The organism is Streptomyces sp. NPDC037410, from assembly GCF_055602235.1.
On sequence record NZ_JBVJWR010000001.1, the window covers coordinates 123403 to 142703 of the forward strand.

Annotated in this window: 19 protein-coding genes and 1 other RNA gene; 7 read left to right on the forward strand and 13 right to left on the reverse strand. The window is 74.0% G+C overall.

Going from position 1 to position 19301, the window contains the following annotated elements; all coding sequences use genetic code 11:
- Positions 1-16: 16 nt before the first annotated feature.
- Positions 17-1648, reverse strand: coding sequence for an alkaline phosphatase D family protein (locus ACZ7HT_RS00555; RefSeq protein ID WP_471158239.1), 1632 nt, complete (start codon positions 1646-1648; stop codon positions 17-19).
- Between the two features lie 102 nt (positions 1649-1750).
- Here ACZ7HT_RS00555 and ACZ7HT_RS00560 point away from each other — a divergent pair, with 102 nt between their 5' ends.
- The gene (locus ACZ7HT_RS00560; protein ID WP_471158241.1) at positions 1751-2527 is read left to right on the forward strand and encodes an SDR family oxidoreductase; all 777 of its coding nucleotides are present in this window, start codon (positions 1751-1753) and stop codon (positions 2525-2527) included.
- 24 nt (positions 2528-2551) lie between these two features.
- Here ACZ7HT_RS00560 and ACZ7HT_RS00565 read toward each other — a convergent pair whose 3' ends face one another.
- Positions 2552-2875 carry a nuclear transport factor 2-like protein gene (locus ACZ7HT_RS00565; RefSeq protein WP_471158243.1) on the reverse strand — a complete coding sequence of 108 codons (324 nt, stop codon included), beginning with the start codon at positions 2873-2875 and terminating at the stop codon, positions 2552-2554.
- Between the two features lie 177 nt (positions 2876-3052).
- Between ACZ7HT_RS00565 and ACZ7HT_RS00570 the strand changes: the two genes are divergently transcribed.
- Positions 3053-3565 (forward strand): DUF1203 domain-containing protein, encoded by a 513-nt coding sequence (locus ACZ7HT_RS00570; RefSeq protein ID WP_471158245.1) that lies wholly within the window; start codon positions 3053-3055, stop codon positions 3563-3565.
- Between the two features lie 71 nt (positions 3566-3636).
- On the opposite strand, the gene rnpB is transcribed toward ACZ7HT_RS00570, so the two are convergent.
- Together rnpB and ACZ7HT_RS00580 are read right to left on the reverse strand one after the other, a co-directional pair.
- Positions 3637-4035, reverse strand: an RNA gene (gene rnpB / locus ACZ7HT_RS00575) — RNase P RNA component class A.
- Between the two features lie 30 nt (positions 4036-4065).
- Positions 4066-4644 carry a Uma2 family endonuclease gene (locus ACZ7HT_RS00580; protein ID WP_471158247.1) on the reverse strand — a complete coding sequence of 193 codons (579 nt, stop codon included), beginning with the start codon at positions 4642-4644 and terminating at the stop codon, positions 4066-4068.
- 135 nt (positions 4645-4779) lie between these two features.
- On the opposite strand from ACZ7HT_RS00580, the gene ACZ7HT_RS00585 reads away from it, so the two are divergent.
- Together ACZ7HT_RS00585 and ACZ7HT_RS00590 are read left to right on the forward strand one after the other, a co-directional pair.
- Positions 4780-5535, forward strand: coding sequence for a MerR family transcriptional regulator (locus tag ACZ7HT_RS00585; protein WP_471158249.1), 756 nt, complete (start codon positions 4780-4782; stop codon positions 5533-5535).
- Positions 5536-5539: 4 nt separating this feature from the next.
- Entirely contained in the window at positions 5540-6394 is an 855-nt protein-coding gene (locus tag ACZ7HT_RS00590; RefSeq protein ID WP_471158251.1) for a hypothetical protein, read from the forward strand.
- On the opposite strand, the gene ACZ7HT_RS00595 is transcribed toward ACZ7HT_RS00590, so the two are convergent.
- Positions 6339-7781 carry an RNB domain-containing ribonuclease gene (locus ACZ7HT_RS00595; protein ID WP_471158253.1) on the reverse strand — a complete coding sequence of 481 codons (1443 nt, stop codon included), beginning with the start codon at positions 7779-7781 and terminating at the stop codon, positions 6339-6341. The genes ACZ7HT_RS00590 and ACZ7HT_RS00595 overlap by 56 nt on opposite strands.
- A gap of 95 nt (positions 7782-7876) precedes the next feature.
- Between ACZ7HT_RS00595 and yaaA the strand changes: the two genes are divergently transcribed.
- Both yaaA and eda read left to right on the forward strand, forming a co-directional pair.
- Entirely contained in the window at positions 7877-8644 is a 768-nt protein-coding gene (yaaA, locus tag ACZ7HT_RS00600) for a peroxide stress protein YaaA (RefSeq protein WP_471158255.1), read from the forward strand.
- 64 nt (positions 8645-8708) lie between these two features.
- Positions 8709-9350 (forward strand): bifunctional 4-hydroxy-2-oxoglutarate aldolase/2-dehydro-3-deoxy-phosphogluconate aldolase, encoded by a 642-nt coding sequence (eda, locus tag ACZ7HT_RS00605; RefSeq protein ID WP_471158257.1) that lies wholly within the window; start codon positions 8709-8711, stop codon positions 9348-9350.
- On the opposite strand, the gene ACZ7HT_RS00610 is transcribed toward eda, so the two are convergent.
- From ACZ7HT_RS00610 to ACZ7HT_RS00630, 5 genes are all read right to left on the reverse strand, one after another.
- Positions 9343-10137 carry a GNAT family N-acetyltransferase gene (locus ACZ7HT_RS00610; RefSeq protein WP_471158259.1) on the reverse strand — a complete coding sequence of 265 codons (795 nt, stop codon included), beginning with the start codon at positions 10135-10137 and terminating at the stop codon, positions 9343-9345. The two genes, eda and ACZ7HT_RS00610, sit on opposite strands and share 8 nt — an antisense overlap.
- A 52-nt stretch (positions 10138-10189) precedes the next feature.
- Complete coding sequence (locus ACZ7HT_RS00615) at positions 10190-11929, reverse strand: bifunctional RNase H/acid phosphatase (protein ID WP_471158261.1); 1740 nt, start codon at positions 11927-11929, stop codon at positions 10190-10192.
- On the reverse strand, positions 11929-12672 hold the full coding sequence (locus ACZ7HT_RS00620; protein WP_471159014.1) for a zinc ribbon domain-containing protein: 744 nt from the start codon (positions 12670-12672) through the stop codon (positions 11929-11931). Before ACZ7HT_RS00620 ends, ACZ7HT_RS00615 begins: the two co-directional genes overlap by 1 nt.
- Positions 12669-13487, reverse strand: a complete 819-nt coding sequence (locus ACZ7HT_RS00625; RefSeq protein ID WP_471158263.1) for a Nif3-like dinuclear metal center hexameric protein — start codon at positions 13485-13487, stop codon at positions 12669-12671. Before ACZ7HT_RS00625 ends, ACZ7HT_RS00620 begins: the two co-directional genes overlap by 4 nt.
- A 150-nt stretch (positions 13488-13637) precedes the next feature.
- Positions 13638-14492, reverse strand: coding sequence for an ABC transporter substrate-binding protein (locus tag ACZ7HT_RS00630; RefSeq protein ID WP_471158265.1), 855 nt, complete (start codon positions 14490-14492; stop codon positions 13638-13640).
- A 449-nt stretch (positions 14493-14941) separates the two neighbouring features.
- Between ACZ7HT_RS00630 and ACZ7HT_RS00635 the strand changes: the two genes are divergently transcribed.
- Positions 14942-16066, forward strand: a complete 1125-nt coding sequence (locus ACZ7HT_RS00635; RefSeq protein ID WP_471158267.1) for a hypothetical protein — start codon at positions 14942-14944, stop codon at positions 16064-16066.
- A gap of 279 nt (positions 16067-16345) precedes the next feature.
- Here the strand turns inward: ACZ7HT_RS00635 and ACZ7HT_RS00640 are convergent, their stop codons facing one another.
- Genes ACZ7HT_RS00640 through ACZ7HT_RS00650 form a run of 3 tightly spaced genes read right to left on the reverse strand, consistent with a single transcriptional unit; the run spans position 16346 to position 19259 of the window.
- The gene (locus tag ACZ7HT_RS00640; RefSeq protein WP_471158269.1) at positions 16346-17287 is read right to left on the reverse strand and encodes a 3-oxoacyl-ACP reductase; all 942 of its coding nucleotides are present in this window, start codon (positions 17285-17287) and stop codon (positions 16346-16348) included.
- 16 nt (positions 17288-17303) lie between these two features.
- On the reverse strand, positions 17304-18380 hold the full coding sequence (locus ACZ7HT_RS00645; RefSeq protein WP_471158271.1) for a Zn-dependent alcohol dehydrogenase: 1077 nt from the start codon (positions 18378-18380) through the stop codon (positions 17304-17306).
- 24 nt (positions 18381-18404) lie between these two features.
- The gene (locus ACZ7HT_RS00650) at positions 18405-19259 is read right to left on the reverse strand and encodes a MaoC/PaaZ C-terminal domain-containing protein (protein ID WP_471158272.1); all 855 of its coding nucleotides are present in this window, start codon (positions 19257-19259) and stop codon (positions 18405-18407) included.
- Positions 19260-19301 lie beyond the last annotated feature (42 nt).

The window sequence follows — 19301 nt, forward strand, 5'->3', positions numbered from 1 at the left end:
GGGGCGGCCGTCGCCGTCAGGCGGGCTTGAGGCCCGGGTCGCCCGCCTCCGTGACGAAGGAGGCGGCGGTGGTGACGGGCGCGCCGGGCCGGGTCACGTACGGGACCGTACGGAAGTCGGCGCGGGCGCTCTCCTCGCCGAGGGAGACCGTGACGTAGCCGCGCCGGCCGCTGTAGAACTTCACGTGCGGATTGGCCTGGGTGATCCGGTCGTGGTTGGAGGGCCGGTCGGCGCCGTTCCCGCCGCTGGCGATCGAGGTGGTGACGATCTCGGTGCCGACCGTCCGCGAGGCCGGGTCGCGGAAGTCGGCCTTGATGTCGAGGCCGATGCCGACGTGGACGTCGCCCGTGAGCACCATCAGGTTCTCGACGCCGGCGGCCCGCGCACCCGCGAGGATCCGCCGCCGGGAGGCCGCGTAGCCGTCCCAGGCGTCCATGGAGAGCGTGAAGTCGGCGGTGGGCCGGTCGCGGCGCTCGCTGAACACGACCTGCTGCGGCAGGACGTTCCAGCGGGCCCGGGAGGCCTGCCAGCCGTCGAGCAGCCAGCGCTCCTGTTCGGCGCCCGTCAGGGTGCGCGCCGGGTCGTCAAGCAGGGGCCCCGGGACCTGCCAGCCGTCCCCGTACGCCTGGTCGGAGCGGTACTGGCGGGTGTCGAGGATGTCGAACTGGGCCGTCTTCCCGAAGCGCAGCCGCCGGTACAGCTTCATGTCGGGACCCTCGGGCTGCTGGGGGCGGCGCAGCGGCTGGTGCTCCCAGTAGGCGCGGTAGGCGGCGGCACGCCGGAGCAGGAACTCCTCCGGCGGGACGCCGTCCTCGGAGATGTCGCCCGCGTAGTTGTTCTCGGTCTCGTGGTCGTCCCAGGTGACGACGAAGGGGTGCGCGGCGTGCGCGGCGCGCAGGTCGGGGTCCGTCTTGTAGAGCGCGTAGCGGAGCCGGTAGTCCTCCAGGGTGAGGGTCTCCCGGTTGAACACGTCGGGGAGCCGGCGGTCGGTGTAGGCACGGGCGCCGCCGGTGGCGTCGACGGCGTACTCGTACAGGTAGTCGCCGAGGTGGAAGACGACGTCGACGTCCTCGTCCGCGAGGTGGCGGTAGGCCGTGAAGTAGCCGTCGTGGTACGCCTGGCAGGAGACGGCGGCGAGCTTGACCTCGCGCGTCCGGGCGGCGGGGGACGGGGCGGTACGGGTCCGCCCCACCGGGCTGGTCCAGTCCCCGGCACGGAAGCGGTAGAAGAACTCGTGGCTCGGGTCGAGAGGGGCGACCTCGACGTGGACGGTGTGCCGGAACTCCGGGTGCGCGGTCGCCACGCCGCGCCGGACGATCCGGGTGAACCGCTCGTCGCGGGCGAGCTCCCACTGCACGGAGACCCGGTTCGCGGGCAGCCCGCCGCCGGGCTCGAAGGGGCGGGGCGCGAGCCGGGTCCAGAGCAGCACCGAGCCGGGAAGGGGATCGCCCGAGGCGACCCCGAGGGTGAACGGGTCCTCCGTGACACGCCGGGCGTCCAGCTCGGCGGCGGCCGCCGCTCCGGCCGTGGGCAGCTGGGTGGCGAAGGCGAGCGCGGCGGCCGCGCCGGTGGCGGTCAGGAAACGTCGGCGTCCGAAGTGACGTGCGGCGGCGCGGAGTTCGTCGGCATGCTGCTGTACGTGGGTCATGTTCCCCTCCCCAGACGGATGCTGTCCTTCCGTCATTCGAGGGGTGCGGGACGACGCCCCCTTGTCGAGTACAGAACATCCATGTGTCGGACGGATGAGTTCATGGGGCACACGTCTCGCGTACGCTGCGCGCCCATGAGCATCGCAGTGGTGACGGGAGCCGGTTCGGGCATCGGCCGGAGCGTGGCGCTGGCCCTCGCGGCGGCCGGCTGGTCGGTGGCCCTGGCGGGCCGACGCGCCGAGGCCCTGGAGGAGACGGCCGCGGCCCTCCCCTCCGGCGACTTCCTGTGCGTCCCGACGGACGTGACCTCCGAGGAGCGGGTGACGGCCCTCTTCGCGTCGGTACGGGACCACTGGGGCCGCGTCGACCTGCTCTTCAACAACGCCGGTACGTTCGCGGGCGGCGGCGTCCCCGTCGAAGACCTGGACCCGGCGACCTGGCGCACGGTCGTCGACGTGAACCTGACGGGCGCGTTCCTGTGCGCCCAGGCGGCCTTCCGGACCATGAAGGAGCAGTCCCCGCAGGGCGGCCGGATCATCAACAACGGCTCGATCTCCGCCCACGTGCCGCGCCCGCACTCGATCGCGTACACGGCGACGAAGCACGCGGTGACGGGCCTCACGAAGTCGCTGTCCCTCGACGGGCGCGCGTACCGGATCGCCTGCGGCCAGATCGACATCGGCAACGCGGCGACGGAGATGACGGCCCGCATGCAGACCGGCATCCTCCAGGCCAACGGCGAGACGGCGGTGGAGCCGGTGATGGACGCGGCGGACGTGGCGGCGACGGTGGTGCACATGGCGGCGCTGCCGCTGGAGGCGAACGTGCAGTTCGCGACGGTGATGGCGACGACGATGCCGTACATCGGCCGGGGGTGAGACCGGCCCCCGGCCGAGAGTGGTTCAGGCCTGCCCGGTCTCGAACCGGGAGACCTTCCCGCCGTCGACGGTGAACCTCCAGGCGGTCCGCATCTCACCCCAGGTGTCGTTGCGGTAGTTGGCGACCAGAGCCAGTCCACCGTCCGCCTCGGACTCGACGTCCATGTACCCGTTCGAGGAGAACACCTCCCGGTCGAGCCAGTCCCGCAGGTCGCGGTCGGAGCCGTCGTCGGACATGGTCGCGCCGGGCGCCAGGAGGCCGGCCAGGGCCGACTGGTCGTTGGCGTTGAGGGCCGTGACGAAGGCGCGCACGGTCGGGTCGCTGAGCCGGTTCACAGGAATAGCCATGCCCCACCCGTACACCCGCGGTGCCCCGACCCGCCGTGTGCCCGGGCCGTGGGGTCCCTCCGACGGCGGTCCCGAGCCGGTCAGGACCAGTCGCAGGCAGGGGGAAGCGTGGTTCGAGTCACCACGGCGTCCGAATTGCGCCAGCGCCAGAAGTGGCCACCGGCGCACCCTGACGTCATGACCACCCACACCACGACGGCGTACTCGGCCCGCCCCATCCCCTCCACGACGCTCGCCGGGCTCCGCGCCACGGACGACGCCGGCCGCCCCTGCGTCCCGTACACCGCCACCGACGGCGGCGACCCCCTCCGCTGCTGCCTGCGCCTCTCCGTACCCGGCGAGCGGATCGCCCTCGTCTCGTACGCGCCCCTGCGCCGCTGGGCCGCCGAGACGGGCGCGGAGCCCGGGGCGTACGACGAGCAGGGCCCGGTCTTCGTCCACGCCGAGGACTGCGGCGGCCCGGCACCCTCGGAGGCGTACCCCTTCTCCCGTACGGGCGCACTCCGCACCCTCCGCCGCTACGACGCCGCCGGCCGCATCGTCGGAGGCCGCCTCCTGGAGCTCCCCGACACCCCCGCCGAGGGCTTCGACGAGGCCCTGACCGAGGCCTTCGCGGACCCGGCCGTCGCTCTGGTCCACGTCCGGGCCGTCGAGTACGGCTGCTTCCACTTCGAGGTCCGCCGCCCCTGAGCCGGCCGGCGCACACGAGAAGGGCCCCGACCAGGTCGCAACCTGATCGGGGCCCTTCCCACGTGGGCCGACAGACGAGTCGGGCTGTACGCCGGGTTCTGTGCCCCGGGACCTCGCGGTCGTCGGGGCGACGGCCATCCATCTAGGACCGGCGTTGCCGCCGGCCTCCTGCGGTCTACCCGCGGACTCGGGCGAGCAGCCCTCGAACATCCGCGCAGGGACACCGGGGTGTCCCCTCTTGACCTTGCTCCGAGTGGGGTTTACCTAGCCGCCTGAGTCACCTCAGGCGCTGGTGGTCTCTTACACCACCGTTTCACCCTTACCGAGGACCGAGGTCCCCGGCGGTCTGTTTTCTGTGGCACTGTCCCGCGGGTCACCCCGGGTGGCCGTTAGCCACCACCCTGCTCTGTGGAGCCCGGACGTTCCTCGGGAAGATCCTGAGATCTCCACGCGGCCGTCCGCCCGGCTCGTCTGCCGTGCCGACCATGCTACCTGCCGATTCAGAGGAAGTCGGCCGTCTCCAGGTCGAAGCCGAAGGGTTCCGGCAGCGGAAGCGGCTTGCCGAAGGTGGCGAGGTCCCGTCGGAGGTACTCACCGTCCTCGGGATCGCTGAACAGGGTCACCGTGGACGTGTCCCTGTCCACGAGCAGGTAGAGCGGGATGGCACCACGGGCGTAGCAGCGGCGTTTGACGTCACGGTCGACGCTCGCACGACGCGAGGTGACTTCGAGGACCATGGCGACGCCCTCGCAGGGCATCCAGGAGTCGGCCCCACGGAACAGGCGCCGTGCTTCCGGAGCGAAGGTTCCGTCTGGGATGACGTGATCCCTCGGGGCCCCCGGGGCCTCCTTCAGGTTCAGGCCCTTGTTTCCGGAGAACTGCATCTCGGTCCTCGACCGCCGGTACACCTGTCCGATGATCAATCCGATGTAGTCCTCGTGGTCCCCGTCCGGCGGCGGTGTCACGACGATCTCCCCTTCGATCAGCTCCGCGCGGAAGCCCTCCGGCGTGTCCAGCGCCAGGAAGCCCTCCAGCAGGATGTCCGCCTGCGTGAGCGATTCGTGCGGCATGGCAGTCATGTCGTCAGACTCGGACATCGAGGCACCCGCCGTCCGTCAGATCGGGGTCGTTCCCTCGATCGTGGCACATGATCGGGTACGCGCCCCGGAGCCACCGCTTGACCTTGTCGCAGCGTCAGGGTTTCTACTGGGCGCATGCGGATCGGCGAGATCGCCGCGCTCGTCGGGGTCACCCCCCGGGCCGTGCGGCACTACCACCAGTCGGGGCTGTTGCCCGAGCCCGCGCGGCGGGCCAACGGGTACCGGGAGTACGGGGTCCGGGACGCCGTGCTGCTCGCCCGGATCCGGCGTCTCACCGAGCTGGGGCTCGGGCTCGACGAGGTGCGGGACGTGCTCGCGGACGACGAGGGGCGGGGGCTCGTGGAGGTCCTTGAGGAGCTGGCGGAGGACCTGGCCCGCCAGGAGGCGGTGGTCCGGGGGCGCCGGGAGCGCCTCGCCCCGCTCCTCGCCGAGGCCCGGGCGGGCCGGCTGCCCGCCGAGGGGCCCGTGTCCCCGGAGCTGGCGGCGCTGCTCGCGGGCGTGGGAGAGCTGCCCGACTCGCCGATGGCGGCGAAGGACCGGGAGATCCTCGCCCTGCTCGACGTCGTCGCCCCCGAGGCGGAGCGGGCCCGGCTGATGGAGCTGATGCGCGGGGCGGCGGGCGGTGCGCGGGAGGTGTACGGGCTCCTCGACGCCCTCGCCGACGCGGCGGCCGACGATCCCCGGGTGGAGGAGGCCGCGCGCGCCCTGGCCGCCGTCCTGCCGGGCGGGATGGCGGTGGAGCTGCCCGCGGAGGGCGCGGGGAGTCTCGCCGACGCCTTCTTCGCCGATCTGGCCCCGGCCCAGTCGGCGGCGGTGCGGCGGGCGATCGCGCTGGTGCTGGAACGACGACGCTTCGAGGAGAGGGACTGAGCCCATGACGGACACGCCTACGCCACGACCGGGGCTGCGGCTGCTGCGCGGGGTCGCGTACGCCGCCCTGCCCGCCGAGCTGGTGCTCTTCGTCTGTCTGCTGGCCGGGGTGCGGATACCCGGTGGCGTGCTGCTCGCCGGGGAGCTCCTCGTCCTGGGGGTGCTCGCCGCCGAGGGTCTGGTCTGGGTGCGGCTGCGGCGGCGGGGGCTGTCCGCCCGGGAGGCCCTGGGCGCGCTGGTGCCCGGGCCCGTGCTGCGGCTCGTCGGGCATGAGCTGCGGCTGCTGGCGAGTCTGGGGCGGTGGGTCGCCCGGCGGCCGCACGGGGTGGCGGGCGCGGACGGTGTGTTCCCGCACGCGCGGGACCAGGCGGCGATGATGTACGGCTTCGCGTTCGTGACCGTGGTCGAGACGGTCGGCATGTCGTTCCTGCTCGCCGAGTGGCCCGTCCTCCACGCGGTCTTCCTCGTCCTGGACGTCTACACCGTGCTGTTCGTCCTGGGGCTGCACGCCGCCTCCGTGACCCGCCCGCACACCCTCACGCTCGCCGGGAACGAGCTCCGGCTGCGGCAGCACGCGCACGTCGACGTGCGGGTGCCGCTCGACCGGATCACGGCCGTCCGGCGCGAGCTCGTGTTCTCGCACGAGAAGGCCGAGGGCGAGCTGAACCTCGCCGTGGGCTCCCAGACCTCCGTCACGGTCGAGCTGACCGAGCCGGTCGACGCGCCCCGGCTGCTCGGCGCGCCCCGCCCCGTCCGGCTGATCCGCCTGCACGCCGACCAGCCGAAGGCCCTGTACGAGGCGCTCACGCGGGCGCGAACAGGACCTTCGCCGTCCCCGGGTCCGCTTCCGACAGTCTGACCCGCAGCCACTCCCCCAGCGGCAGCTTCGCCTCCCCGCCCTCGATCCGGGCGACGACCGCCGGGTCCTCCAGGTGGACGGTGCCGACGGCCGGTTCGCGTTCCTTCACGTCGATGACGTACGCGTCGAAGATCTCGCCGACCCGTTCCTTCAGGAGCGCCGCCTCGACGATGTCGACGCTCTCGCGTTCGACGGTGTTGGCGCGGCGGGCGCCGGTGGCCATCTCGTCGGGCAGGCCGGGCAGGGCGGCCCGTACCCACTCGGGCGGCTCGTCCCCGGCGACCGCGGCCACGCACAGCTCGCCCGCGTACCGGTCGACGAGGCGGCGCAGCGGGGCGGTGGCGTGCGTGTACTCGTCGGCCACGGCGGCGTGCACGGCGGGGGTGGGGACGTGGCCGTCGGTGAAGACGGTGTAGCCGGCGCCGCGCAGCAGGCTGGTGCACTCCTGGAGGAAGGCGGCGTGGCGCGGGTCGGTGGGGTCGGCGGAGCGGACGACGTCGGCGTACGAGACGTGGTGCGGCCAGTCGACGCCGAGGGCCTGGGCGGAGCGGCGCAGCCGGGCGACGGCGCCGTCGGGGGCGGTGGGCAGGGTGCGCAGGATGCCGGTGCCCGCGGCCGTCATGAGGTCGGCGGCGGCCATGCCGGTGAGGAGGGAGATCTGCGCGTTCCAGCCGTCGGCGGGGAGCGGGGCCCGGTATTCGAGGGTGTACGTGTGGTCCCGTTCGACGATCTCCTGCTCGGGGACGTGGAGGGAGATGCCGCCGCGTTCCGCTTCGAGCGCCTCGCGGAGCCGGCCGATGTCCCGGAGGAGGGCGAGGGGTTCCTCGGCCGTGCCGTCGTCGATGCGCCGCTGCACGCCCTCGTAGTCGAGTTTGGCGCGGCTGCGGACGAGGGCGCGGCGGACGTCGGTGGCGACCCTCTGGCCCTCGGCGTCGAGGTCGATGCGCCAGAGCAGGGCGGGGCGGGGTTCGCCGGGGAGCAGGCTGGCGGCGCCCTCGGAGAGGACGGGCGGGTGGAGGGGGACCTTCCCGTCGGGGAAGTAGAGGGTGAGGACGCGCCGGTGGGCCTCGGCGTCGATCGCGCCGCCGGGGGTGACGAAGGCGGCGACGTCGGCGATGGCGTAGTGCACGCGGTAGCCGCCGTCGGCGCGGCGGGCCAGGTGCATGGCCTGGTCGAGGTCGGTGGAGGTGGGCGGGTCGATCGTGAAGAAGGGGAGGTCGGTGGCGTCGTGGGAGGGGACGCGGGGGTTCTTCGCGGCCGCCTCGGCCTCGGCGAGGACGGCGGGCGGGAAGTCCTCCGGGATCGCGAGCTCGGTACGGAGTGCGCGCAGGGCGGCCCGCAGCGGAGCCTCGGCTGCGCCGGTCACATGGAGGTGGCGGCGGGGCATGGACCGAGCGTATGGCCGGGGGTGGGGCCCGGCACCTCGTACGCTGGAGCGTCGGGGCCGCACCCCCTCCCCCGTACGGACGAAGGAGAACCACCGTGCTCGTGCTGTTGCCGCCCTCCGAAGGCAAGGCCTCCTCGGGGCGCGGGGCGCCGCTCAAGCCGGAGTCGCTGTCCCTGCCGGGTCTCGCGGAGGCACGCGCGGCGGTCCTGGACGAGCTGGTCGAGCTGTGCGCCGCCGACGAGGAGAAGGCGCGCGAGGTGCTGGGCCTGAGCGAGGGGCTGCGCGGCGAGGTCGCGAAGAACGTGGAGCTGCGGACGGCGGGCGCGCGTCCGGCCGGGGAGATCTACACGGGCGTGCTGTACGACGCGCTGGGTCTGGCGACGCTGGACGCGGCGGCCCGGAAGCGGGCGGGCCGCTCGCTGCTCGTGTTCTCGGGCCTGTGGGGCGCGGTGAAGGTGACGGACCGGATTCCGTCGTACCGCTGCTCGATGGGGGTCAAGCTGCCGGGGCTCGGGGCGCTCGGCGCGCACTGGCGCGGTGCGATGGCCCCGGTGCTGCCGGAGGCGGCCGGGGACGGTCTCGTCCTGGACCTGCGCTCCTCGGCGTACGCGTCGGCGTGGAAGCCGAAGGGCGAGGTCGCGGCCCGGACGGCGACGGTGCGGGTGCTGCACGCGCCGACCCGGAAGGTCGTCAGCCACTTCAACAAGGCGACGAAGGGCCGGATCGTGCGCAGCCTCCTGGAGGCGGGCGCGAAGCCTGGTTCGCCGGCGGAGCTCGCGGAGGCGCTGCGGGATCTGCGGTACGTGGTGGAGGAGGGCGGGAAGGCGGGGGCGCTCGACGTGCTGGTGGACGAGATCCACTAGCGCTTCGTTGCACCCTCCGCAACGCTCGTTGCGGGTGTCGCTCGCCCTGGGCAGGATGACGCCCATGTCCTCGACGAGCGTGTTCGACCTCGCCCCGGAATGCCGTGTCGTCCCGGTCGTCGTGATCGAGGACGCCGCCGACGCCGTGCCCCTGGCGCGGGCCCTGGTGGCCGGCGGCCTCCCGCTGATCGAGGTCACCCTGCGCACCCCGGCGGCGCTCGACGCCGTCCGCGCGATCGCGGCCGAGGTGCCGGAGGCGGTCGTCGGCGCGGGCACGGTCGTCTCGCCCGCCGGGGTCGCGGACGCGGTGCGTGCCGGGGCGCGGTTCCTGGTCGGCCCGGGGTGGACCGAGCGGCTGCTCGGCGCGATGCGGGACTCGGGCGTGCCGTTCCTGCCGGGGGTCTCGACGGCCTCGGAGGTCGTGGCCCTGATCGAACGCGGGGTGGAGGACATGAAGTTCTTCCCGGCGGAGGCGGCGGGCGGCGTCCCGTATCTGAAGTCCCTCGCCGGCCCGCTGCCCCGGGCCCGCTTCTGCCCCACGGGCGGCGTCTCCCTCGCCTCCGCCCCCGCCTACCTCGCCCTGCCGAACGTCCGCTGCGTCGGCGGTACGTGGATGCTGCCGCCCGCCGCCCTCGCGGCCCGCGACTGGGGGCGGGTGGAGTCCCTCGCGCGCGGGGCGGCGGGTCTGGGGCGGCCCGTCAGGTGAACGTCACTCCGAGGTGGTCGGTGACGGGGCGGTAGCCGAGGCGCTGGTAGAGGGCGTTGCTGGTGGGGTTGGCCAGGTCCGTGAAGAGCAGGACCTGCGGCACGCCGGCGTCGAGCGCGGCCCGGCTGACGGCCTCGGTGACCCCGGCCGCGTACCCGTGTCCCCGCTCGGCGGGCGGGGTGTAGACGAGGTGGACACGGGCCTGGCCCCCGACCGTGCGGGAGACGGCTGCCATCGACACCGGGCGGCCGTCGGGCCCCTGCCAGAGCCAGAAGCGTCCCTCGGAGATCCGCTCGGTGACGAAGCCGGTGTAGTCCTCGGCGGGCTCGTCGCCGACCGCCACCACGAACTCCCGCGCCCAGGCGGCGACGAGCGGGACGTCGGCCTCGGCGGCTCGCCGTGCGCGGCCGGCCGGGGCCGGGTCCGGCGGGGTCAGCTCGCCGAGCCGGAAGAGCCGCAGGCGGACGGTGGGCGCCCAGGGGCGGCCGGTGGCCTCCGCGTACGCCTCGACGGCGGCCGTCTCGCCGCGTACCCCGGTCGGCTCCTGGCCGCCGGGGAACCGGAGTGCCCGGGCGGCCTCCTCCGTCATGACCCCGAAGGCGGGCACGCCGGGCGGCGACACCACGAGGACGCCGGTGACCCGGCCGTCCGCCTCCTCCCACCAGCCGAGCCGCCCCGCCGCGTCCATGAGCGTGAGCACGGCGGTGTTGCGGGCGGGGTCGGCGGCGAGATGCTCGGCGGCCGCGGCCCGGAAGGCGGCGGCGCTGTCGGTGAAGGACCACGTCATGCGGGCGATGGTGGTACGGGGCCGGGGGGACGCGCCAGCGGTTTCTGCTCCGCTACCTCAGGTGCGAGGTGTCGTTGAGGAGCCGTACGGAGGCGTTGCCGTCGGCGTAGTAGGCCACGGCCGAGATCGAGGCGGCCGACAGCTCCATCCGGAACAGCGACTCCGGCGGGGCGCCGAGCGCGAGCCGGACCAGGGTCTTGATCGGCGTGACGTGGGTGACGAGGAGGACCGTACGGCCCGCGTACGCGGCGGTCAGCCGGTCCCGGGTCGCGGCGACGCGCCGGGCGACGGTCGCGAAGCTCTCGCCCCCGCCGGTCGGCGCGGCCTTCGGCGAGGCCAGCCAGGCGTCGAGGTCCTCCGGGTACCGCGCGCGGACCTCACCGAACGTCAGGCCCTCCCAGGCGCCGAAGTCGGTCTCCCGCAGGCCCTGCTCGATCCGCACGTCGAGCCCCAGCCGGGCGGCGACGGCTCCGGCGGTCTGGCGGCAGCGGGTGAGCGGCGAACTGACGATCTCCTGGATCGTGCCGCGCGCGGCGAGCGCCTCGGCGACGGCCTCGGCCTGCCGCAGCCCGGCCGCCGACAGCTCGGGATCACTCCCCCCGCTCCCCGAGAACCGCTTCTCGGGCGTGAGCGCGGTCTCCCCGTGCCGAAGCAGCACGAAGGTGGCGGGCGCACCCATGTCGGGCCCGGCCCAGCCTTGCCGGGGGGCGGGGGCCGCGTGCGCGGGCGCGGCGGCGATCGATGCGGCCGCCCGGGATGCGGGCACGGGAGCCGCGCCGTCCTGCGCGGGCGCGGAAGCCGCCTGCACGGGAGCCGCGCCGGGCTGCGCGGGCGCGGCGGCCATCGATGCGGCCGCCCCGGATGCGGGCACGGGAGCCGTGCCGGCCTGCGCGGGCCCGGAAGCCGCCTGCACGGGAGCCGCCCCGGCCTGCGCGCTGCCCGTCGCGGGCGTCGCCGCAGGGCCGACAGTCCCCGCGCTCGCCGCCGGGGGCGGGGGCTCGGCGGTTGCCGTCGAGTGGTCGGTCGCCGGCGCGTGGGCGCGGGCCGCGTGGCCCGTCGGGGCCAGGGCGCCCGCCTCGGCCTCGAAATCGCCGGAGGCCACCGAGGCCGCGACGGCCTCCTCGGCGGCGAACAGGCCGTCGTCCTGGCCTGCGGCCGGGGCCGCCGGGCGCGACACGGCGCCCGGCCAGGCGCCCGAGCCCGTACCCGTACGCGTACCAGGTCCCGTACCAGGGCCCCCCGCTGTCCCCGCAAGCGCCGCACGGGCCTTCGCCGCGCCCGCTGTCGCGTCGCCGGGCGGGCCCGGCGGGGGCGGGGTCGCGGCGTTGCGGGCGGCGGAGGCGTCCAGGCCCGCCGTGGACGCCGAGGGCTCCCACTGGCGGCCGCGCTTGCCCGCGTCCATCGCCTCGTTCGCGAGCCGGTCCGCGTGCTTGTTCCGCTCGCGCGGGATCCACTCGTAGCGGACCTGTCCCGGCGGGAAGACGCGGGCGGCCTCGGCGGCGAGCGGCTTCATGTCCGGGTGCTTGATCTTCCAGCGGCCGGACATCTGCTCGACGACCAGCTTGGAGTCCATCCGGACGTGGACGGTGGCGTCCGGGAAGAGTTCCCGGGCCGCCCTCAGACCCGCCACCAGGCCCTTGTACTCGGCGACGTTGTTCGTGGCCACGCCGATGTACTCGGCGGCCTCCGCGAGGGTCTCCCCCGTCGCCGGGTCGAGGACGACCGCGCCGTACCCGGCGGGTCCCGGGTTCCCCCGGGAACCGCCGTCCGCCTCGACCACGAGCTCGCGCATTACAGGCCGGACTCCGAGGTGCGGACGAGGATCCGGCGGCAGTTCTCGCAGCGGACGACCGTGTCCGCCGCGGCGGCGCGGACCTCGTTGAGCTCGGTGATGTTGAGCTCGATGTGGCAGCCCTCGCACTTGCGCTGGTAGAGCCGGGCCGCGCCGACGCCGCCCTGCTGCTCGCGCAGCTTCTCGTACAGCTTGATCAGGTCGGCCGGGACGGAGCCCGCGACGAGCTCGCGCTCCTTGGCGACGGAGGCGGACTCGGTGTCCAGCTCGGCCTGCGCGGTGTCACGGCGGGTGGTCGCGTCGTCCACCTTGCCCTGCACGGCGGCGACGCGCTCGGTCAGCTCCTTGAGGCGCTCCTGGGCGGACTCGCGGCGCTCCATGACCTCGAGGACGATCTCCTCCAGGTCGCCCTGGCGCTTGGCGAGGGAGACGATCTCGCGCTGGAGGTTCTCCAGGTCCTTCGGGGAGGAGACGGCGCCCGAGTCGAGCCGCTGCTGGTCGCGCGCGGCGCGCTGGCGGACCTGGTCGACGTCCTGCTCGGCCTTCGTCTGCTCGCGGCCGCAGTCGCTCTCCTCGGTCTGCGCGGCGACGAGCAGGTCGCGCAGCTGGGTGAGGTCCTTGGTCAGCGCCTCGATCTCGGCGTGCTCGGGCAGCGAGCGGCGCTTGTGGGCGAGCTGCTGGAGGCGGACGTCCAGGGCCTGGACGTCGAGGAGGCGGATCTGGTCGGCGGGCGCGGCGTTCAGTTGGGGGCTCCAGGAGAGGTGTGGTGGGAGGACCAGGGGTCGGTGACCGTCTTCGAGACGTGGACGCGGAGGTCCCAGCCTTGGCGGTCGGAAATCTCGTCGAGCTGGGCGGCGGCCTGCTCGCACCAGGGCCATTCGGTGGCCCAGTGGGCGGCGTCCACCAGGCCCAGGGGCGACTGCTGGGTGGCCTCGGAGACCGGGTGGTGGCGCAGGTCGGCGGTGAGGAAGGCGTCGACGCCCGCGGCGCGCACGGCGCCGAAGAGGCTGTCGCCGGAGCCGCCGCTGACGGCGACGCGGCGGACGGTCATGCCGGGGTCGCCGGCGACCCGGATGCCCTGCGCGGTGGCGGGCAGCCGCTTCGCGGCGCGGGCGGCGAACTCGGCGAGGGTCTCGGGGTGGTCGAGCTCGCAGATCCGGCCGAGGTTGTTCTCGGGGACGAGGGGGCCGGTGACGCGGAGGTCGAGCGCGCCGGCGAGGGCATCGGAGACGCCGGGGTCGGCGGTGTCGGCGTTGGTGTGCGCGACGTGGAGGGCGATGTCGTGCTTGATGAGGGTGTGCACGACGCGGCCCTTGAAGTGGCCGGCCGCGACCGTCGTCGTACCGCGCAGGTAGAGCGGGTGGTGGGTGACGATCAGGTCGGCGCCGAGGGCGATCGCCTCGTCGGCGATGTCCTGGACGGGGTCGACGGCGAAGAGCACGCGGGTGATCTCGGCGTCGGGGTCGCCGCAGACGGTGCCGACGGCGTCCCAGGACTCGGCTCGCTCTGGTGGCCAGAGGGCGTCGAGCTCGGCGATGACTTCAGACAGACGGGGCACGAGGGAAAGGCTACCTGGCTCCCCTTTGCGCCCAAACCGGCGCCGCTCTCGCGGATGTGGCGGGCCGCCGTCGGGGTTCCTCACTTGACGGTTGCGGCCGTCTCGGCCGAAGAAGTCCCTGGCGCCGGTCGGCACCAGGGACTCCGCCGTCTACTTCACGAGGTAGCCGCGCAGGTCGTCGAGGACGCTGTTCGCCGCGGTGACGCCGAGGCCGAGGTACCAGGTCTCGTCGGGGACGTCCTTGGCCCGGCCGGCCTTGACGGCGCCGAGGTTCTTCCAGAGCGGGTTGGCCTGGGCGGTGTCCTTCTTGGTGGCCTTGGCGTCGCCGTAGACGCCGGTGAAGATCCAGTCGGCGTCGGCCTCGTCGATCTTCTCGGGGCTGACCTCGGCCGCGAGCTCGTCGATCTGCTGGTTCTTCGGCCGGGGCAGGCCGGTGTCCTCCAGGATCGTGCCGATGAAGGAGGCCTTGGCGTAGAGGCGGATCTTGCCGGGGAGGTAGCGGACCATGGAGATGGTCGGCTTGTCCGGGCCGATGTCCTCGCCGAGCTGCTTCGCCTTGGTCTCGTACGCGGCGAGCTTCGTCTTCGCCTCGGCGGTCCTGTCGAGCGCGGCGGCGTTGAGGAGGTAGTTCTCCTTCCAGGTGAAGCCGGGGCGGATGGAGAACACGGTCGGCGCGATCTTCGACAGTTCGTCGTACTTGTCGGCGGCGCGCAGCCGGCTGCCGAGGATGAGGTCGGGCTGGAGGTTGGCGATGGCCTCCAGGTTGAGGTTGTTGATGGTGCCGACGGACTTGGGGGTGCCGGCGTCCTTCTTCAGGTAGCCGGGGATGCCGTCGTCGCCCTCGGAGGGGGCGTAGCCGACGGGCTTGACGCCGAGGGAGACGACGTTGTCGAGCTCGCCGACGTCGAGGACGACGACCCGCTTGGGGGCGGCCGGGATCTCGGTCCTGCCCAGGGCGTGGGTGAGGGTGCGGGGGAACCGGCCCGGCTTCGCGTCGGTGCCCATGGCCGCGGTCTTGGCGGCGGCGTCGCCGAAGTCCTTGCCGCCGGTGGCGACGTCCTTCTTCTTGGCCGTGTCCTCCTTCTCGGCGGAGTCGGAGCTCCCGTCGCCGCCTCCGCAGGCCGCGAGCGAGAGGGCGGCGGCGAGGGCGACGGCGGCGGAGGGACATGAGAAGGCTCCTGTACGGGTCGTCCTGGCGGGGACTTGCGTGAAACGGGCGCGGCTCGACTGCCCGTGCGGGCACGGCCGGACCGCCCCCTGAGGGCACGGCTCAGCGGAGGCGACACCTCCACTTAGGTTCGCCTTACCTTACTCACCACGGGCCACTCCAGCACAACCGCCCCCTCCCCCTCAGCCGAACCGCCGGACGGCCACCCTTATGTGTGAAGTGACCCTGCTCGTGTTGTTCGGCTGGAAGTGCGAAAACTAGCTTCGTGGCCGGAGGTGACGAGTCGATGACAGCGTGTGCCATCGAGACCACGGCCGAGGACGACGACCGCGACCCCGGTGCGACCTGGCCGGCGGGGTTCACGATCACGGCCAACGGCGCGTACGCGGCCAGGCTCGCGGGCGCCGGCGACGCCCTGTACGTGGAGCGCTGGACGCTCGACGGCCCCGAGCCGTACGCCGTACCGCTCCCCCTCGACCAGCCCGAGGAGCGGGGCACCCGGCTGCTGCCCCTCGCGGACGGCCGGGTCCTCGTCGCCCGCCGCGTGGACGGACGGCGGAACACGTTCTCGCTGCTCTACCCCACCGGCCCGGCCACCGGCGAGCTCCGGCTCGGCGCGGTGGAGGCGCCCGGCTCCGAGCACCTGGTGCTGCTCCCGCCCTCGCCGGACGGCATCTGCGCGTACGCGATGTGCGTCGGCCCCGACACGACGACGCTGTGGCTGGTGGCGGGCGGGGCCTTCGGCCCGGAGAAGGTGGCGGAGGTCAGGGGCCGCTGCACGGGCGGGGTGTGGCTCGACCGCACGGGCCGGATGCTCGCGCTCGACCGGCGGCTCGACGGCGGGCCGGTGAAGGCGGTCGCCGTGGACCTGGAGCGGGGCGGGGAGGTGACACCGCTGCTCCAGATCACCGAGGACAGCGACGACCGGCTGCTGCTCGCGGACCCGGACAGCGGACTGCTCCTGATCCGCTCCGACGCCCCGGGGCACGACCGGCTCGGCTGGGGGGTGCTGGGGAGCCTGCTGCCGGTGCGGTTCCCCGAGTGCCTGCGGCTCGACGACGCGGCGGTGACGCCGTTCGCGGTGCAGCCGGGGCAGGTGCTGATGCCGGAGAGTTGCGCGGTGGCGCTGCGGATCGACGCGGCGGGCGGCAGCTGGGTGGGCACCTGGCAGCCCTCGTCCCGCCGGATGGCCCAGCTGGCGGCGCCCGAGGGGTGGCTGGCCGGGGCGGGCCTGTGGACGGCCGAGGGCGTGCTGCGGCTGCCGTACGCCACGGACGGGGCGCCCTGCGGGCTCGCCGCTGTGGAGATGCCGCCGGAGCCCGAACCGGTGGCGGTCGTCGAGGAGCCCCGGGTGTGCCGCCCCGTCCCCTTGCAGCAGGCGCCTCTGACCGACCGTGGACCGGCTCGTTAGACTCACCGCCGCACAGCAAGAGCAAGACCTACGGGGTGAGTTCGAGAATGTCCGAAGCAAGCACGCAGGGAACGGAGTCGCACGGCTCCGGGAAGCACCGCGGCGAGGCGTCGCCGGCGGAGGACTCCACGTCCTCTCCGCACGGCCGGCACCGCCGCGTGACCGACTAGCACGTAAGAAGAAGGTGGCGGCGAAGGGCCCCGGGGATCACCCCGGGGCCCTTCGTCTTCCCCGGGATCGCCCCGGGGCCTTCCTCTTCCCCACCGCCACCCCCGTGGCTCAGCCCCTCTTCAGACCCAGCACCTCCGCCGCCGCGAAGGTCTCGCCCGCCGGGCGGGACGCGTAGTGCGGGGTCAGGAGGGAGTCCAGTTCCTCGTACGTGAACGCCTCCTTGGCCGTGTCGAACTTCGCGGAGACCTTCGGCCGGTCCACGACCGCCACCATCCCGCCGTGCACGACGAGCAGCTGCCCGTTGACCCCGGCCGCCGCCGGGGACGCCAGATAGCCGACGAGCGGCGCCACGTGCTCCGGGGACAGCGGGTCGAGCTCGCCCTCCCGCGGCTCCCCGAAGCCCGCGAACACGTCCTCCGTCATGCGCGTCCTGGCCCGCGGGCAGATCGCGTTGGCGGTCACGCCGTACCGGGCGAGCGCGAGCGCGGACGAGGTCGTCAGGCCCACGATGCCGCCCTTGGCCGCCGCGTAGTTCGGCTGACCGGCCGAACCCGCGAGGAAGGCCTCCGACGAGGTGTTGACGATGCGGCCGTACACGCCGGTCTCGCCCGCCTTGGAGCGGCCCCGCCAGTGCACGGCCGCGAAGTGGGTGGTGTTGAAGTGGCCCTTGAGGTGGACCCGGATGACCGAGTCCCACTCGTCCTCGCTCATCGAGAAGACCATCCGGTCGCGCAGGATGCCCGCGTTGTTGACCAGGACGTCCAGCTTCCCGAACTCGGCCACCGCCAGGTCGACCAGGGTCCGGGCCGTCTCGAAGTCGGAGACGTCGCCGAGGTGCGCGACCGCCCGGCCGCCCGCCGCGCGGATCTCCGCCGCGACCTCCTCGGCGGGTGCCGCGGAGGCCTCGCCGGAGCCGTCGCGGCCGGGCTGCCCGTAGTCGTTGACGACGACGGCCGCGCCGAGCCGGGCCAGTTCCAGGGCCTCGGCGCGGCCGAGACCGCGCCCGGCGCCGGTGACGATCGCGCTCAGTCCCTCAAGAGGGAGTGACATGGAAGATCGCGTCCTCTCAGATCTCGATGCAGGTACGGAGGGCGGCGCCGGTCCGCATCTGCTCCAGGGCCTCGTTGATGCCCGCCAGCGGCACCCGGTGGGTGATCAGCGACTCCAGGTCGATGCGGCCGGCCCGCCAGAGCGCGATGGCGCGCTCGTACGAGCGGAGCACGTCCCCGCCCCCGTACATCGAGGGCAGGATCCGCTTCTCGTCGAAGAACAGCTCGAACATGTTGAGCTGGAGGAAGTCGTCGAGGGCGCCCGCGCCGACGACGCAGAGGGTGCCGCCGCGGCGGGTCGTCTCGTACGCGGTGCGCGCGGTGGCGGACTTGCCGACGACCTCGAAGACGTAGTCGAAGCCCTCGCCGCCGGTGATCCGCTGCCTGGCGTCGGCGAGCCCGTCGGGGGCGACCGCCTCGGTGGCGCCGAACCTCAGCGCGGCCTCGCGGCGGGACTCGACGGGGTCGACGGCGACGATCTGGGCGGCGCCCTGGAGCTTGGCGCCCTGGATCGCGGAGATGCCGACGCCGCCGCAGCCGATCACGGCGACCGACGAACCGGCCTCCACCTTGGCCGTGTTGATGGCGGCGCCGAGGCCGGTGGTGACGCCGCAGCCGATGAGGGCGGCGATGTCGAAGGGCACGTCGTCGGGGATCGGGACGGCGCAGCCCGCGTCGACGACGACCTCCTCGGTGAACGTGCCGGTGCCGGCGAAGCCGAAGACGTCACCGCCGGGGCGCTTGAAGTTGGGCGTGCCGGCGTTCATGAAGCCGGCCAGGCACAGCTGGGTCTGGCCGCGCCTGCAGGCGGGACAGCTGCCGCAGGCGGGCAGCCAGCAGAGCAGGACCCGCTGGCCCTGGCTGAGGCCGGTGACGCCGTCGCCGACGTCGAGGATCTCGCCCGCGCCCTCGTGGCCGGGGATGAAGGGGGCGGGCTGCGGGAGGACGCCGCTCATCGCGGAGACGTCGGAGTGGCACAGGCCGGTGGCCCGGACCCGGATCCGCACCTTCCCGGGGCCGAAGCCCACCGCCTCGACGTCGTCGAGGACTTCGAGTTTGTCCTGGCCGATCTCGTGCAGTACGGCTGCGCGCATGGTGCGGCTCCCTCCGGGACGGGTCTACGAGTGTTCGACGAGGGTGTCGGCGAGGACCGGGGCGTCGTCGCGCTCCACGGCCGTCACCGCCACCTGGACGCGGCCGTCGCCGGCCCACATGCGGATGCGCAGGGTCTCGCCGGGGAAGACGATCCCGGCGAAGCGCGTGCGGTACGAGCGGACGCGGGTGACGTCCCCGTCGAGCAGCGTGTCCACGACCGCCTTGAGGGTCATGCCGTACGAGCAGAGCCCGTGCAGGATCGGCCGGTCGAAGCCGGCGAGCTTGGCGAACTCGGGGTCGGCGTGGAGCGGGTTCCAGTCTCCGGAGAGCCGGTAGAGCAGGGCCTGCTCCGCGCGGATCGGCCGGTCGACGGTGGCGTCGGGCGCGCGGTCCGGGAGCGCGAGGCGCTCGGAGGGACCGCGGTCGCCGCCCCAGCCGCCCTCGCCGCGGACGAAGATCGAGGCGTCGCTGGTCCAGAGCGGGCCGTCCTCGTCGGCGGCCTCGGAGCGCAGCACGAGCACGGCCGCTTTGCCCTTGTCGTACACGGCGGCGACGCGCGAGGTGGAGACGGCGCGGCCGCCGGTGGGCAGGGGGCGGTGGAGGGTGATCGACTGGCCGCCGTGCAGGACGGCGGCGAGGTCGATGTCGATGCCGGGGGCGGAGAGTCCGCCGACGACGCCCATGCCGGCGCCCGCGACGGTGGCGAAGCTGGGCAGGACGTGGAGCCTGGACTCCAGGGTGTAGCGGAGCTCGTCGGGGTCGGTGGCCGGGATGCCGGCCCCGAGGCCCAGGTGGTAGAGCTGGACGTCCTTGTGGTCCCAGGAGATCTCGGCGCTGCGGGGTTCGGCGGCGACGGCCTTGGCGGGGTCGATGGGCATCGGGCTGCTGCTCCTCGTTCCATGGAAGACCTCGGTGCGGCC